General features: G+C 45.2%; 15 protein-coding genes and 2 pseudogenes. 16 read left to right on the forward strand and 1 reads right to left on the reverse strand.

Annotation, left to right across the window (positions count from 1 at the left end; all coding sequences use genetic code 11):
* Positions 1-36: 36 nt before the first annotated feature.
* Entirely contained in the window at positions 37-1,443 is a 1,407-nt protein-coding gene (locus IGI78_RS00960) for an ABC transporter permease (RefSeq protein WP_195265530.1), read from the reverse strand.
* Between the two features lie 310 nt (positions 1,444-1,753).
* Here IGI78_RS00960 and IGI78_RS00965 point away from each other — a divergent pair, with 310 nt between their 5' ends.
* From IGI78_RS00965 to IGI78_RS01040, 16 genes and pseudogenes are all read left to right on the forward strand, one after another.
* A complete protein-coding gene (locus IGI78_RS00965) occupies positions 1,754-3,241 on the forward strand; it encodes a phytoene desaturase family protein (RefSeq protein WP_195265529.1) in 1,488 nt (495 codons plus the stop codon).
* Positions 3,242-3,252: 11 nt separating this feature from the next.
* Positions 3,253-4,359, forward strand: coding sequence for a glycosyltransferase (locus IGI78_RS00970; protein ID WP_194194988.1), 1,107 nt, complete (start codon positions 3,253-3,255; stop codon positions 4,357-4,359).
* A gap of 12 nt (positions 4,360-4,371) precedes the next feature.
* Positions 4,372-4,884, forward strand: a complete 513-nt coding sequence (locus tag IGI78_RS00975; RefSeq protein ID WP_228078839.1) for a glycosyl-4,4'-diaponeurosporenoate acyltransferase — start codon at positions 4,372-4,374, stop codon at positions 4,882-4,884.
* Positions 4,885-5,178: 294 nt separating this feature from the next.
* Positions 5,179-6,242: pseudogene (locus tag IGI78_RS00980) on the forward strand (bifunctional transcriptional activator/DNA repair enzyme AdaA).
* 296 nt (positions 6,243-6,538) lie between these two features.
* Positions 6,539-6,967: a MarR family winged helix-turn-helix transcriptional regulator gene (locus tag IGI78_RS00985; RefSeq protein ID WP_016611544.1), complete on the forward strand. Its 429-nt coding sequence runs from the start codon at positions 6,539-6,541 to the stop codon at positions 6,965-6,967.
* A gap of 10 nt (positions 6,968-6,977) precedes the next feature.
* Entirely contained in the window at positions 6,978-7,940 is a 963-nt protein-coding gene (locus IGI78_RS00990; protein ID WP_195265528.1) for a ring-cleaving dioxygenase, read from the forward strand.
* 13 nt (positions 7,941-7,953) lie between these two features.
* Positions 7,954-8,846: pseudogene (locus IGI78_RS00995) on the forward strand (VOC family protein).
* Between the two features lie 17 nt (positions 8,847-8,863).
* Positions 8,864-9,472 carry a flavin reductase family protein gene (locus IGI78_RS01000; RefSeq protein ID WP_195265526.1) on the forward strand — a complete coding sequence of 203 codons (609 nt, stop codon included), beginning with the start codon at positions 8,864-8,866 and terminating at the stop codon, positions 9,470-9,472.
* A gap of 13 nt (positions 9,473-9,485) precedes the next feature.
* Positions 9,486-10,082, forward strand: a complete 597-nt coding sequence (locus tag IGI78_RS01005) for an alpha/beta hydrolase (RefSeq protein WP_195265525.1) — start codon at positions 9,486-9,488, stop codon at positions 10,080-10,082.
* A gap of 646 nt (positions 10,083-10,728) precedes the next feature.
* Positions 10,729-11,160: a PTS sugar transporter subunit IIA gene (locus IGI78_RS01010; RefSeq protein WP_195265523.1), complete on the forward strand. Its 432-nt coding sequence runs from the start codon at positions 10,729-10,731 to the stop codon at positions 11,158-11,160.
* Positions 11,161-11,162: 2 nt separating this feature from the next.
* Positions 11,163-11,438 carry a preprotein translocase subunit YajC gene (gene yajC, locus IGI78_RS01015; protein WP_195265521.1) on the forward strand — a complete coding sequence of 92 codons (276 nt, stop codon included), beginning with the start codon at positions 11,163-11,165 and terminating at the stop codon, positions 11,436-11,438.
* 19 nt (positions 11,439-11,457) lie between these two features.
* Positions 11,458-11,940 carry a PTS N-acetylgalactosamine transporter subunit IIB gene (gene agaV, locus IGI78_RS01020; RefSeq protein ID WP_195265518.1) on the forward strand — a complete coding sequence of 161 codons (483 nt, stop codon included), beginning with the start codon at positions 11,458-11,460 and terminating at the stop codon, positions 11,938-11,940.
* Positions 11,941-11,966: 26 nt separating this feature from the next.
* Positions 11,967-12,773: a PTS mannose/fructose/sorbose/N-acetylgalactosamine transporter subunit IIC gene (locus IGI78_RS01025; protein ID WP_005226770.1), complete on the forward strand. Its 807-nt coding sequence runs from the start codon at positions 11,967-11,969 to the stop codon at positions 12,771-12,773.
* Positions 12,763-13,791 carry a PTS system mannose/fructose/sorbose family transporter subunit IID gene (locus tag IGI78_RS01030; protein ID WP_077453025.1) on the forward strand — a complete coding sequence of 343 codons (1,029 nt, stop codon included), beginning with the start codon at positions 12,763-12,765 and terminating at the stop codon, positions 13,789-13,791. The genes IGI78_RS01025 and IGI78_RS01030 overlap by 11 nt, the downstream gene beginning before the upstream one ends.
* A 214-nt stretch (positions 13,792-14,005) precedes the next feature.
* Positions 14,006-14,740 carry a GntR family transcriptional regulator gene (locus IGI78_RS01035; RefSeq protein ID WP_195265516.1) on the forward strand — a complete coding sequence of 245 codons (735 nt, stop codon included), beginning with the start codon at positions 14,006-14,008 and terminating at the stop codon, positions 14,738-14,740.
* 179 nt (positions 14,741-14,919) lie between these two features.
* Positions 14,920-16,089, forward strand: coding sequence for an SIS domain-containing protein (locus IGI78_RS01040; RefSeq protein WP_195265515.1), 1,170 nt, complete (start codon positions 14,920-14,922; stop codon positions 16,087-16,089).
* Positions 16,090-16,227 lie beyond the last annotated feature (138 nt).

Consider the following 16,227-nt stretch of genomic DNA (forward strand, 5'->3'; position numbering starts at 1 on the left):
AAAAATAGGTATTTTTAACTTTTTTTAACATTTTGCTTATTCGTTATTGGACAAGATCTCTTTGGGACTTCTCTTAATGATCTTCATAGTTGGCAGGATCGTTGTGACACAAGTGATGACTGCCAATAATGAAAAGATGACTGAAGAAAAAATGAGCGACTCTTTGAAATCAGTTTGCTGGATAGAGACCTCGGTGTTGAGTTTGGTGCTTTCATCTTCCACATAATTGTCTCCTCGCGGCATGCTCAAGCTACTATTGGCACTAAGTTCCCCCATAGAAGCTTGCATTTGTTCATTGACGACTGTACTTGCTTGAGGTGCGATCACTGTGGTGGATAAGGCGAAACTGATACCGAAGCTGACGACCAAAACGATTGCGACTTCTAAGAACATCTGCAAAAGGATGTTGATTTTTGTTTCTCCCAATGACAGTAACAAGCCGACTTCGTATTTACGCTCTCGTAACGAGAGCATCATAATCAACCCGATGACGATCAAGGCAAAAAGGATCAAGAAAAGCTGAATGAAGTTCAAGATCGAAGAAAAATCTGTAATCATTGATTGGATCGTTTTGTATTGCTCGTAGGAGCTTTTGAATGCGACCTGCTGGTATTTGCTGTTTTCAGCATCTATTTCATTCAAGAACTTTTGAGTATCCATCGGATCTTTCAAGCTGACTTTGATTTTGTCATAACCCGCCATCAAAGGAGTGTTTTCACCAAATTGCAGTTCTTTGACTTCTTTGAGAACCCTTCGTGTCGAAAAAAATAACCGCTCTTCATTATCTTTGTGGGGGCGAGGACTATTGGCAGCTAACTCATAAATACCAGTGATAACTCCGCTTTTTTTCAAAGCTTCTTGTTCTTCATCGAAACCCGAATTGAAATCCAACGTTAAAGGGTCACCAATGCTTAGTTTGTGTTTTTCCGCATACTTTTTCGAGACCATGATTGGATAAGTCTCTTTGTTATTGGTAGTAAGATCGCCCTCAATGATCTGCAGATTGTATTTTGCCAATTCAGGATCGTTGCTGTCATAAATTTCGATTTCATTGGAAGGTTCGATTATACCTCCCGGCACCTTGTCTTCATGTTTTGGTGTCCGGTCAGCATACTGGGTGAATAGCTGGGTCGCAGCGCTGACGGAAAAATCTTCGACATAACTGGATTTTTCAATTTTCTCCAGCAATTCTTCATTCAACACATCGGTACCAGATTGCAAATCGCCGGAATACATGGACTGAAGGATTTTCTCATAATCCAGCTCGATGGTTACTATTGAATTCAAGTCTTTTTGGACATTTTCCAATACTTTTTGCAGTTCGTATTGGGTCAGCCTTGCCGTGATCAAAAACGTTGAGACGACCAGAAACAACCCGCCAATGATTGCGGTCCGTTTTTTGAGACTGGTGATACTTTTGATGATACGAGTAAAAAAGTTCATAAAATTCCTCCTTTGATATGCGAAAGTATACAGGAAGAAGGTTAGCCGAATATGTGGCCAATATGTGTTTCGTGTGAAGTTGGCGGACGCTTGAAGGCTTTCCTGTCATCCCATGGGCGCTAGGCTCATCCCCGTCATTTTTTCAAAGGTGTGATACTATAGAATTATCTAGAAAAACGATCCTTTGATTTAAGTCGCCAATACCAAAACAGTGTCAAGACACGCAGTTGCAGTGAGACACAACCGTCTGTTTTGACGAGAAGGTTCGGCTAAATAGGGACGTTCATTAAAGCAAACGAGGAGCAATTCAATGAAAGAGAAAAAAACAGTTGTAGTGATCGGCGGCGGACTTGGTGGTCTATCAGCGGCGGTCTCATTAGCCCAAAATGGCTTTGATGTATCATTATATGAAAAAAATCACCATTTAGGCGGCAAGTTGAACCGACTGGAAACAAACGGCTTCGGCTTTGACTTAGGTCCTTCGATTTTGACGATGCCGCAGATTTTCGAAAAATTATTTACTGGCAGCAATCGCGATATGGCGGATTATGTTGCGATTCGCCGATTGCCATTGGAATGGCGCTCCTTTTTTCCTGACGGCACCAAGATCGATCTCTATGGCGATCTTGCCCGCACGGCAAAGGAAAACCCGCACTTGTCGGAAAAAGACATGGCCGAGTACCAAGACTTTTTGGACTATGCGCAAAAGATTTATGCAATCACGGAAAAAGGCTATTTCGAGAAAGGCTTAGATACCACGAAAGAAATCTTGAAGTATCATGGCGTGATCAAAGCGTTGAAAGGTTTTGATTATTTCTCTTCGATGCATGATGCTATTCAAAAACGTGTCAGCAATCCGCAGCTGCAAGACATGCTGAGCTATTTTATCAAGTATGTCGGCTCGTCTCCTTATGACGCCCCAGCCGTCTTGAACATGATGATCTATATGCAGCATGCCCAAGGTGTCTGGTACGTGCCAGGCGGGATGCACCGTTTAGCCGAAGGCATCGTTCGCTTAGCAAAAGAGATCGGTGTGACCTTCCACACGGGACACAAAGTGGAAAAATTGATCGTTGAACAGGAACAAATCCGTGCCGCTCGTTTGGATGATGGCACGTTGATTGAAGCCGACTATTTTGTTTCCAACATGGAAGTGATCCCGGCTTATGAAGAGCTGTTAGAAGAAGCGCCGACCTTTACTCAAAAACTGGAAGAAAAATTTGAACCAGCAAGTTCTGGTTTCGTCTTGCACTTAGGGGTCAAAACCTCCTATCCGCAACTGGCGCACCACAACTTTTTCTTTTCCAATGCCTCAAAAGAAAACTTTGATCAAAATTTCCATCAGCATCAGCTGCCGGAAGACCCAACGATCTACTTGGTCAATGCCAACAAAACCGATCCTTCGCAAACAGTGGCAGGGCATGAGAACATCAAAATCTTGCCTCATATCCCTTATTTGCAGGATAAACCCTTTACGGAAGCGGAATACGATGCTTTTCGTGAACGGATCTTGATCAAGCTGGAAAACATGGGCTTAACGGATCTACGTAAGCACATCGTGTATGAAGACCGCTGGACACCCGAAGACATCCAAAAGAATTATTTGTCACATCGCGGTGCCATCTACGGCACGGTCTCTAATCGCAAGAAAAATCATGGCTTTAAACACCCGAAACACAGCGAACGCTACGACAATCTATACTTCGTTGGCGGTACGGTCAATCCCGGTGCCGGCATGCCGATGGTGACCCTTAGTGGCCAGCAAGTCAGTGAGATGATCACCAAAAGAGAACACTAAGACAAGAAAGGATGATGACTGTGTATCTACTGCTCGCTGGTATTTGCGCTGCTTGGCTGGCAGGCTGGCTGATTTTTTTCCGCCTGCCGACCATACCCACCCGCAAGGAGACAGCCGCATCCAAAGACTTGAAGGAGAGGGGAGAATTGTCGATCATCATCCCCGCCCGCAATGAAGCAGAAAACTTGCCGCAATTGTTGGCATCCTTGCAGCAGCAAACCCTTCATCCTGTGGAAATTTTGGTGGTTGATGACGGATCGGAAGACGAGACGATCGCTTGTGCCAAGGGCTTCGGTGCGACGGTCTTACAAACCGCTGCTGATTCTGCTGGGAAAGCGGCGGCTTGCTGGGTAGGCGCCTCACAAGCGGTGGGCAAGTATCTATTATTTTTGGATGCCGATACCTTCTTTCTAGCAGAAGATGGCTTAGAGGGCCTTTTCGTTGCGTTTGAGGAGCGATTGGGACAAGGACTGCTCTCGGTGCAGCCCTATCATCAAACGAAGCGCTTGTATGAACAACTATCTGCCGTCTTTAATGTCGTCTTACCTGTCGGGTTGAACCGTTTTTCTATTGTAGGCGAAAAACTCTCAGCCGGTGGCGCCTTTGGTCCGTGTATCTTGTGCAGCAAAACAGCGTACCTTCAAGCCAATGGGCATCAGGACATGCCACAAGGAATCTTAGATGATCTAGCACTAGCGAGACGTTTTAAGAAAAAACGCTTGCCGATCGCCTTGTATGGTGGAAAAGACCTGTTGGCCTTTCGGATGTATCCAGCTGGTGTTCGTCAACTTGTTCAAGGCTGGACGAAGGACTTTGCCACTGCTTCGCAATTCACTCACCCTTTGATTATGGCAGGGGTCATCTTGTGGATCAGCGGCGGCATTGGGGTACTGGCGGCACCGTTTCTGATGAAACCGCTTTGGTTAGGCCTGCTTTTTTATGCTGCTTATTTTGGACAAACCGTGTGCTTTGCCCGCCGTGTCGGCAACTTCAACCGAATCCTGCTGCTTTTTTTCCCATGTTACTTTCTTTTTTTCCTAGGCTTATTTGGTTGGTCATGGATCCAAACCCATTTGTTGAAATCCGTGACCTGGAAAGGACGCAAAATCAATTTATAGGAGGCGATGCACATGCCGCTGATCACCTTATCTCCACTGCTCTTGCTCATTACAGACAGCTTGGCTTGGCTGCTGTTTCATCTAGGCATCTCCTTTGGCTTGCGCAAAGTCAGCGATGCTTTTTTTGAACGTCATGCCAACTGGTTCCGTTCTTTTGCCTTTGAAAAAGGCGGTAGGATCTGGGCGGAGGTATTTCGTATTCGTCAGTGGAAAGACAAATTGCCCGACGGCACTGTGATTGCCAAAAAAGGCTTTGACAAATCTCGCTTGGCTCAGCAACAAAAGGACTATCTGGAAAAATTCGTCATCGAGACACGCCGAGCAGAGCTGACCCATTGGCTGCTGATGGTTCCAGCACCGTTCTTTTTCCTCTGGAATCCTACGTGGGCGGGCTGGGTGATGATCGTCTATGCGTTATTGGCCAACTGCCCGTTCATTATGATCCAACGCTATAATCGTCCCCGTTTAGAGCGAGTCTTGCGGAAAAAAAGTGCCCTGCAAGTCAAGCGAAAGGCGACGGTCTAGGTTCCTGTAGGTGTCGCTTTAAGATTCGCTGAAAAATAGGTCAACGGGAAATCAAAAGGATCGGAGGATAACTACCTTCGATCCTTTTTAAAAAATTGGTGTTAATTTTTATGGGATGTGCCAAGACCATTCTTTGTACACTAAGGTCATTCAGAGGAAGGGGTGATCGTATGTCATCAGAAGGATGTGGGCAAATTTTCGAACTGCCAATGCAGGCTGTTGCATTGGTTGGTCGTGTGTTTGGACAGGCACGAAGTATTTTTGTAAGTGTAGAAAGGAAGGAGGGTGCGCAAGATGATTGAAGATAGCCGACAACGGGACCACTATTACGACATGCTGATTGAAAAAAATTCCCAATATGAAGGGATCTTTTACGTTGGGGTAAAAACCACCGGCGTCTTTTGCCGTCCCACCTGCCCAGCGAAAAAACCGCTCAAAAAAAATTGCGAGTTTTTTCAGACAGCACAAGAAGCGTTGCTGGCGGCGTATCGTCCCTGTAAACGATGTCGCCCGCTCAGCTCACCTAGCCACTTATCCCCTGACGTGAAAAGCCTGGTAGAAGCCGTGGAGAGTAACCCAGAGAAAAAGTGGACCGACAAAGATTTTGAAGCACTAGCGATCCATCCCAATACCGCACGCCGACAATTCAAAAAATATTTTGGCATGACCTTTATCGAATACTCCCGTGCACGCCGTTTAGGGTTAGCGTTAAGCAGATTCGTGAAGGAGAACCGCTGATACAAGCGCAATTAGAAGCCGGTTTCGATTCTGGCAACGGCTTTCGAGATGCGTTTTCTCGGATTATGGGGGAGCTGCCTTCCAACAGCCGCGAAAAAACGATTCTTTCTTCTGCTTGGCTTGAGACCAAGCTTGGGTCGATGTTGGCGATCAGCGACCAGCAGCAGCTTTACTTGTTAGAATTCGTGGATCGCAGAGGGCTAGAAACGGAGATTGCTGTTTTGAGAAGCCGCTTGAATGCAGTGATTATTCCCCAGCAAACGGCAATCATTCAGCAACTCAAGCAAGAATTGACGGAATATTTTGAAGGAAATCGAACTGCCTTCACGGTACCCATCGCATTGATCGGCTCTGATTTTCAGAAAGCCGTCTGGCAGCAGCTGTTGGCGATGAAGATCGGAGAAACATACTCTTACAAACAATTGGCACAGCGAATCGGCAATGAAAAAGCCACCCGAGCTGTTGCCAATGCCAACGGAAAAAATCAATTGGCGTTGATTGTTCCATGCCACCGCGTCATCAATAGCGATGGCAGCATCGGCGGCTATGGCGGCGGTGTCGAACGCAAAAAGTGGTTGCTGGCTTTGGAAAAGCAGGTGCAGCCGACCACAATGATCTAAAAAGGACAAGTATGCGTCGGAATCAGCGCTTCATCGATCAGTACATGGAATGGATCGAATCCTCTTCAGTAAAATATATATTTAACGGAACTTATGGAATCTTTCATGAGTTCCGTTTTTTATTAGATTTGAAGGGGACGTAGAGAAAAGGTGGACCTTCGTTAGTGTCTAACCGTTCTTAACCTCTATAAAAATAAGCATTGAATGATTTTCTTAAACAACCAAAGCATATCCTTTTACAACTTACAAAAAGTAAGTTATGATTATCTCGAATTCGAAATAAAGAGGTGAGGAAAATGGCGCATCAAGAAGAAGCGCTCAAAGCGTACATCGGTTTGCTGCGTACGGCGAGTCGTTTGGAACAAGTGGCAAAAAAAGATGTTCGTTGTTATGGCTTAAATATTACAGAGTTTTCTGTACTGGAATTGCTTTACCATAAAGGCACCCATACGACGCAAGCCATCAAGGAAAAAATCTTGATCGCCAGCAGCTCGACAACCTATGTAGTCGATCAATTAGTCAAAAAAGGCTGCGTGCGCCGGGAACCTAGCCAAGAAGATCAACGGGTAACTTACGTCAGTATTACGGAAGCAGGCAGGGCATTGATGGAGAAAATTTTTCCCAGTCATGCACAAAAGATTGCGGCGAGTTTTTCCGAACTCAGCAGTGAAGAATTGCAACAATTAAAAACAATTTTACGAAAAATAACTTACGATCAGAAATGAGGAAAAGAAAATGAGAAAACAAGATCAATTATTAGGGGTACACCATGTGACGGCCATGACAAGTGATGTGGAACGGAATTACCATTTCTTTACAGATGTGTTAGGGATGCGTTTAGTGAAAAAAACCGTCAATCAAGATGACATTTATACGTACCATACCTACTTTGCGGATGATTTAGGGTCACCGGGAACGACCATGACGTTCTTTGATTTTCCCAATACCGCTCGCGGCAGCAAAGGAACCAACTCGATCACCCACACCAGTTTCCGAGTACCCAGTGATGCTGCCCTTGATTATTATGCCGCACGCTTTGATGAATTTGAGGTAAAACACGAAGCAATCACCACCGAATTTGGGAAAAAAGTGTTGCGCTTTTGGGATTTTGATACGCAAGCCTATCAATTGATCTCTGATGAACACAATACTGGCGTGAAAGCTGGTACTCCTTGGAAAAAAGGACCGGTTCCTACTGAATTTGCGATTTATGGCTTAGGTCCTGTCGAAATGTCTGTTTCTTACTTGGCAGATTTCAAAGGGCTGCTGGAATCCGTTTTTGATTTCAAAACCATTGATCAAGTAGACAATCGCTATTTGCTAGAAGTCGGTGAAGGCGGCAATGGCGCTCAAGTCGTTTTAGTGGAAGATACCACGAGCCCGCAAGCACAACAAGGCGATGGCGAAGTGCATCATGTCGCTTTTCGTTTAGCTCACCACGACTCATTAGCAGTTTGGCAAGAAATCTTTGATAACTTGGGATTGGCCAACTCCGGCTATGTGGATCGCTACTATTTTGAATCCTTGTATGTGCGCATCGGCCATATTCTTTTTGAACTAGCAACAGATGAACCAGGGTTCATGGGGGATGAGCCATACGAAACATTGGGTGAGTCCTTATCATTGGCACCATTTTTAGAAAATCGCCGTGAATACATCGAAGGAGTCATCAAACCCTTCAATACAAAACGCGCCTAAGGAGGCACATAGTATGCAACCCATTCAACAGATCCACCATATTTCAGCCATCGTAGGCGATCCGCAAACGAACGTTGCCTTTTACCGTGACGTGTTGGGGTTGCGCCTCGTCAAACAAACCGTCAATTTTGATGATCCCTACACGTATCATCTTTATTACAGCAATCAAGGGTTAGAAAATGGGACCATCATCACCTTCTTCCCTTGGGCAAATGCCCATCCTGGCCGAGTAGGAAGCGGACAAGTCGGCACGATAGCGTTTCGCATTCCAAAAGACAGCAGTGCCTATTGGCAAGATCATCTGGCGAAACATCAAGTAACTGTTCAAGAAAGTACATTGTTTGATCGGCCAACGTTAGAACTTCATGATCAGCATGACCTTTCTTTGGCGTTAGTCGAAGCCGAAGAGTCGGCAGAAACACCAGCGATTTTAGGTTTTCATGGGGCCGTCTTGCTTTCGGCACAACCAGAAGCGACCATTCAAACGTTGGCAGATGATCTAGGTCTGGACATTTTTAACAAAACAGAGAAAAGCAGCCATCTTCATACCGCAGGCACCCTCGCTCATGAGATCGTCGTGCCCCATGAAGCAATGCCAGCAGGGCGCTGGGGTGTCGGCACCGTCCATCACATCGCGTGGTCTGTGCCAACGGAAGCAGTGAAAAAGAGTGGCAAGAGTACTTGTACGATCAAAGATACGGCGTCACTGAAATCAAAGATCGCAACTATTTCAAAGCCGTCTATTTCCAAGAGCGGGGTAACATCGTCTTTGAGATCGCAACAGAAACCCCAGGCTTTTTAGTTGATGAACCATTAGAAACGTTAGGACAGCAGTTGATGCTGCCCGCCCAATTTGAAAGCCGCCGTGCAGAGATCGAGGATCGCTTGCCAGATTTATCGGTTTAGAAAAAAGGAGACGCTGTATGCACAATTTAGATCCCAAGGATTTGACCCAACGAGAAAATTATAAACTACTGATCGGCTCCATCATTCCACGGCCAGTGGCAGTGGTCAGTACGCAATCAGCCGACGGTATCGTCAACATCGCCCCATTCAGTTTTTTTAACATCGTCAGCTCAGAACCCGTGATCCTCTCGTTGGCTATCCAGCGCAAAGAGGGGGAACTGAAAGACACTGCCCGCAATCTGTTGGCGACGAAAGAAGCCGTCGTGCATATTTTGGATCAAACAAATGTCCAAGAGGCCAATAAAACCGCGGCATTATTGCCCGCAGACCAAAGCGAGTTGACGGTTTCTGGATTTACGACAACGACATCGAAAACAATTGCCGTTCCTGGCTTGAAAGAAGCCAATGTACGCTTAGAAACGACTCTGCATCAGCATATACCCATCAAAAAAGACCAGCAGACCACTGCCGATCTCTTATTGTTGGAAGTCGTCGGCTACCAGATTGCAGAGGATGTCTATCAAGATGGCAAGATCGATCCCCGTGCCTTACAAGCAGTCAGCCGGCTAGCGGGAAATTCTTACGCAACGATTGGGGAGATTTTCGATATCAAACGACCAAGTTAAAGGAGGAACTTCGATGAAAGCAATCTACCAACAAGGAGCAGCTGACGCACCAGTTTTGGTACTGCTCCACGGCACCGGTGGCGACGAACAGTCGCTGCTAGAAGTAGGCAAAGCCCTTGATCCCCAAGCGTCACTATTAGGTATTCGCGGCAATGTCTTAGAAAACGGCATGCCCCGTTACTTCAAACGCCTAGCTGAAGGGGTATATGATGAAGCCGACTTAGCACTTCGCGGCGACGAATTAGCCGAGTTCATTCGGCAAGCCGCCAAAGAATACCACTTTTCGCTAGCCCAAGTGGTACTGGTGGGTTATTCCAATGGCGCCAACATTGCCATTCGCTTATTACTAAATGATAGTGACCACTTTAAAAAAGCGATCCTCTACCACGCCATGTATCCAGTCGAGAATGTACCGACGAATTCCTTGCCTGACACTCATGTGTTTCTGAGTTTTGGCAGAAACGACCCGATCGTTTCCCTAGCTGACAGTGCTTACGTCCAAGAGATCTTCACCTCACGGGGTGCAGTCCTTTCAACCGTTTGGACCCCAAGTCATCAGTTAACGTATGAAGAAGTCGAACACTCGCGCACGTGGTTGACCGAACAATAAAGCAGTGCCTCTTTCCTAATCAAACAGCGATCCTGCTGGTTGGTTAGGCTTTTTTGTTTCACGTGAAAACATTGAACAGAGAGTACATCAGCTCCACCAAGATATGCTTTGCATTAGTTCTGTTAGTATGGGTGGTTTTTATATTCTTAAAGCTTCTGGATTATACGGTAGCTTGTTATCTCTAACCTGTTTAAGTTAATAACATGAATTTTTCTTAAAAAAATGGCAATAAAATTTAATAAAACGCATAATGGAAAATGAGTTTGGTGATGATCAAAACCAGTTAGGGATTATACCTAGCTGGTTTTTTTAGTAAGGAAGCAAATTTGTTGATAGTTCCTTTATTTAACAACGTTGATTGTTGTATCGGTGAATAGTGAGTGACTTGTGGTTCTTTAGATACCAGAAATCGAAAACGAATGTGTTTATTTGTTTAAAATAACGTTGTACACATTCTGTTGATGGATTTCAATACTTTTTGCAGTTAGTTTTTTGTTTGATAATCATTGTTTTGGCGCTTTTTTGCGTATTTAAAGATAACAAAGATATTTTTATATAAAAACAAAAAATTTGTTGACAGACAAAATGAAAGCGTTTATATTGGATGTGTGGTTACTACCAGTTGAGAGTAAGGGGAGGACATAAGATGCTTGGTTTGGTTTTAACAGGTCATGGGGAATTTGCGCAAGGGATGGAAAACGCGCTTGCGATGATTGCAGGGCCGCAAGAACAGTTTCTAGCAGTGCCGTTTTTAGAGGAAAATCCGTTAGCTGACTTTGAAAAAGAGTTGCAAGGAGCAATCGATCAATTAAAGGAAACCTGTGATGGGGTCGTGATTTGTGCAGACCTTGTGGGCGGAACCCCTTTTAATGTTGCGATGACCGCTGCCAATGAGGATCCGCAAATCGAGGTCATCGGTGGCAGCAATCTGCTGATGCTAGTAGAAGGTTCGTTGACTAGATATACAGCAGCTGATCCAGAGGGTTTTTGCCAAGAACTGGCAGAGATTGGCAAGAGCGGTATTTTTCACGGAAAGATCAAAGGCCATGAGGAAATCAATGAGGAAGAAGGGATTTAACGATGTGGGAAATGATCTTAGCAGCCTCAATCGTGATGCTTGTTTTTCTCTTTCTCTTTTTGGCGGTCTCTTCTTTCTTGAATGGGAAAAATCTGAAAAAGCAAAAAGGCTATTTCGCTGAATTGCAGCAGTCCTTGAAAAAGGGACAGAAAATCAAATTGTACGGCGGCATTATTGGGGAGATTCAAACACTGGGGAAAGAGACAGTGGATCTAAGGGTGAAATCGGGAACGGTGATCGAAGTAGAACGTAGTGCGGTTGCAGAAATCATGCAGTAAATAGAAGGAGGACATATTTATGGGAGAACCAAATATTTTGTTGACGCGAATCGACAATCGGTTGATTCATGGGCAAGTTGCCACACAGTGGAACGGTACGTTGGGGGCAAATCTAATTTTAGTGGCAAACGATAAGGTCGCCAAAGACAAAGTCAGACAAGGGTTGATGGATATGGCGGCGCCAGCTGGCGTCCAAACGAGGTATTTCTCGCTTCAAAAAACCATCGAGATCATTCATAAAGCATCGCCAAAACAAAAGATTTTCATGGTGATTGAAAATCCTCAAGATGCCTTGAAATTAGCTGAAGGTGGAGTACCAATCAAGAAACTGAACATTGGGAATATGCATATGTCAGAAGGGAAAAGACAGGTTGCTACAACAGTTGCCGTCGATGAAGCAGATGTCAATGCCTTTAAAAAACTGAAGGAAATGGGGGTGCAATTAGTGATTCAGCGGGTTCCAACGACACCTGTTGAAGATGAAAAGAAATTATTTCAGTAATGCAGAGGTAAGGAAGGAGAAAGAAAATGGATTACACGATTTTTCAAATCATTTTAGTCTTCATAGTTACATTCATTGCCGCAATCGATCAATTTAGTTTTTTAGAATCATTGTACCAACCCATTGTTACTGGGATGGTTATCGGACTTATTCTTGGAGATCTTCAAACCGGCTTGATCGTTGGCGGAACGTATCAGTTAATGACGATCGGCAATATGCCGGTGGGCGGCGCGCAACCGCCAAATGCGGTGATTGGCGGAATTATGGCAGCAATCTTAGCGATCACGCTGCAGCTAGAACCGACAGTAGCGGTTGCTACGGCGATTCCGTTTTCTTTGCTGGGGCAATATGGGGTGACGATTATCTTCTCACTAATGTCACCAGTAATGTCAAAAGCCGACAGCTACGCCCATGATGCCAATACGAAGGGCATTGATCGAATCAATTATTTAGCGATGGCGGGTCTTGGAACGATCTTTGGCTTGATCGTGGTCTTATTCTTTATCGGCGGTGCTGCCTTCGGGAATCAGGCGGTCGCAGCGATCCCTCAATGGTTGATGGGTGGGCTCGGCGCAGCTGGGGGCATGATGCGGTATGTCGGTTTTGCGATTTTACTAAAAGTGATGGTTTCCAAAGAAATGTGGGGCTTCTTCTTTATGGGGTTTGGTTTAGCCACGATCGTAATGGCGGCACCTTCTTTGCAAGGACCAGCCTTGATCATTCTAGCCTTTATCGGTTTTGCATTAGCCTTTTGGGATTATCAAATCCAGTCCAAATTTAAAGTAGCAGCAGCCAATACCTATGATTTCGGAGGCGACGAAGATGGCATATAATATTCCCGATTCTTATAGCGAACAAGCGCCCGCAGAACAACTGGATAAAAAGACCTTGAACAATATGGTCTGGCGGTCCTTATTTCTACAAGCCTCTTTCAATTATGAGCGAATGCAAGCAGGAGGCTGGTTATTCAGTATTTTACCGGGGTTGAAAAAGATCCATAAAAATGAAAAGGACTTGGCTGCTTCAATGAGCCATAACCTAGAGTTTTTCAATACCCATCCGTTCTTGGTGAACTTTGTGATGGGGATCATTCTATCGATGGAACAAAACAAAGCCGACATTCCCATGATTCGGGCAGTGCGAGTTGCCGCGATGGGACCGCTAGGCGGGATCGGTGACGCGTTATTCTGGTTCACTCTGGTACCGATAACAGCTGGTATCACAGCCAATATGGCGATCAATGGAAACATCGCTGCACCGTTTATTTTCTTACTGGTATTCAATGCGGCCCAATTCGGCTTACGGTTCTTCTTGATGCATTGGTCCTATCGTTTAGGGACAGATGCCATTGGGATCTTAACGGAAAATGCCAAAGAGTTTACCCGAGCAGCGAGTATTTTAGGAATTTTTGTTGTCGGTTCCTTGACCTGCGTGTATGGGGCGACGTCTTTGGATATTCAGATCCCTAACGGCACTACCAATGAAGTGACACAAGCGACGACGATCGTGGATGATCAAGCAGCCATTGCCGCTTATGGAGATATGCTGTATACCACGGATGAGAATGGTCAATTGACCGACACATTGCAAGAAAATGCGGCGGTCAACGAACTGGCTAACGGCAAATATGAATTGACGTTTAACAAAGTTAACGAAGTACCCGTGACGATCGATATTCAAAAAATCCTCGATGGGATCTTGCCGCAAGTGATTCCATTGACTATCACACTGATGCTGTATTTCTTCTTATCAAAACGCGGCTGGACGCCGTTGAAATGTATCGCTTTGCTGCTAGTGATCGGCTTGATCGGTTCTGGCTTTGGTCTGTATCCATCCATTTGGCCGCAATAAGCAAGCTAGCAGAAGAAACGGCGCAACACGCAGGAGGAGTTTTTCTAAGCAAGCAACAGCTGACTTTTCAGCTTAGCTCGTACTGGCAATTGGTTCATTTTCCTGCGTGAAAAGACGCAAATTCAGGAAACAGAGCCCCTGTAGACGATTGTTTGACACGCCTATCGGGAAATAGTACACTCGTTATGTGGTAGTAACCAGTTTGGAGGGGCTTATGAATATCAATAAAAATCGACAACCATTATACGATCAATTGTTAAATTTACTGATTGAAAAAATCGAAAATGAAATGGAAGCAGACACAATGCTTCCCTCAGAAAGAGAGCTGTCAAAGCGCTACGGATTAAGTCGGACCACCGTTCGCTTGGCACTACAGGAGTTAGAAAAATTAGGCTATATTTATCGCCAACATGGCAAAGGCACCTTTGTCTCGGATATCCGCAAGCAGGCAACCAATTTATCAGGTTCGTATAGTTTTACCGAACAGATGAAAGCACTAGGGAAACAACCAGAAACTAGAGTATTGGCATTCAAAAAAATGGAAGCGACAAAATATTTTGCCACTCAGTTGCTAGTTTCCATCGGCGAGCCGATCTACAAGTTAAAACGATTGCGTCTTGCTGATGGGCAACCGATGATGATTGAGCGTTCTTATCTGCCGGTCAAACGCTTCATGCATTTAACGAGTGAGATGATCGAGCAAAAACCATTGTACGATATATTTCATGAAGACTTTCATCAAGTGATCCGCCTCGCGGACGAAGAATTTTTTGCCAGCATTGCCAGTGCAAAAGATGCGGCATTGCTAAAAATCCACGAAGGTGCGCCAGTGTTGAACCTGGTACGCAGCACGTTCAATATTGAAAATGAAGTGATCGAATACACCTTGAGTGTTGCTCGAGCAGACCAATTTAGATACAAAGTCCGCCACTTGCGTAACGACGAGTAGCGCATTTCCTAGACAGTCTGAAATGATCCACTCGAGCAAAGAAAAGGCATGTATTCAAAACCAGTGAGGTCGGGGAAGTTTGCCCTTTGGGTGATCGCTAAGCATTCATCCAAGACAAGCGCTCCTCGCACCGTCACTGGGAATACATACTGGAAAAACAGTAGCTAGGAGGAAGAAAGATGTTTCAACTGTCAACAAAGGAATTAGCAGAATTAGGTGCGGAGATTACAACAAGAGAAATCAAACAACAGCCAGAACTTTGGCAAGAAACCTTGACGATCTATCAAGAAAAGCAAGAGGCGATCGCGACTTTCTTACGTGCCATCAAGCAAAAGACGGATAAACGCATTCGGGTGGTCTTCACGGGAGCGGGGACGTCGCAATATGTTGGAGATACGATCGTTCCTTACTTGAATAAGACGGGCGCAACTGCGGATTATCTTTTTGAAAGTATTGCTACGACGGATATTGTCGCAGCTCCAGAACAAGTTTTATTTGCGGATGAACCAACACTGCTCGTTTCTTTTGCTAGAAGCGGCAATTCACCAGAAAGTTTAGCAGCGGTCAAAATCGTCGATCAATTCGTTGCCGACAGTTATCATTTGACGATCACTTGTGCAGCCGACGGATCTTTGGCACAACAAGCTGCCGCTGATGAAACGAGCTATCTGTTATTGATGCCTAAGAGGTCAAATGATGCTGGCTTTGCAATGACGGGAAGTTTTTCTTGCATGGCTCTTTCCGCACTGCTGATTTTTGACCAGACGCCTCTGACAGAAAAGAGGCATTATGTTGAAACCCTTAGCCGATTGGGGCAAGAAGTGATCGACAGAGAAACAGAACTCCAAGTACTGACGGACCGTTCCTTTAAGCGGATCGTTTACCTTGGGTCAGGCACGTTGTCGGGGTTGACCAGGGAAGCACAGCTAAAAGTATTGGAACTGACTGCGGGAAAAATCGCCACCGTGTTCGATTCTTCGATGGGCTTCCGTCATGGACCTAAATCATTCGTAGATGATCAAACCCTCGTCTTTGTCTTTGTCAGCAATACGTCCTACACGCGGCAGTATGATCTTGATATGTTGGAAGAATTAAAGAGCGACGGCATCGCCGCCGCAGTGACTGCTATCGGACAGCCGACAGCTGTGAATTTCTCAGGAACAAACTTTTTCTTTCCAGATGACACATCATTGCCAGACGGTTATCTTGCCTTAGCAGACATTGTTTTTGCGCAAACGATCGCACTGTTGGCATCGATCAAAGTCGGGAATACACCCGACACCCCTTCGCCAACACGTACCGTCAATCGGGTGGTCAAAGGCGTGACGATTCATCCGTATAACAACTAACGATGACTGAGAAAGCCCACCACGAGCACGTATCTTTTCGTGTACGAAGTCGATACGTGCGGTGGCCAATCAGTCGAACGGCTTCATCAATAAACATTTTTATACGTGCTGACAACCGTTTCGCCAACGCTGAAAAAA

This window comes from Enterococcus sp. DIV1767 (assembly GCF_050542585.1).
In the GTDB taxonomy this organism is placed as follows: domain Bacteria; phylum Bacillota; class Bacilli; order Lactobacillales; family Enterococcaceae; genus Enterococcus_D; species Enterococcus_D innesii.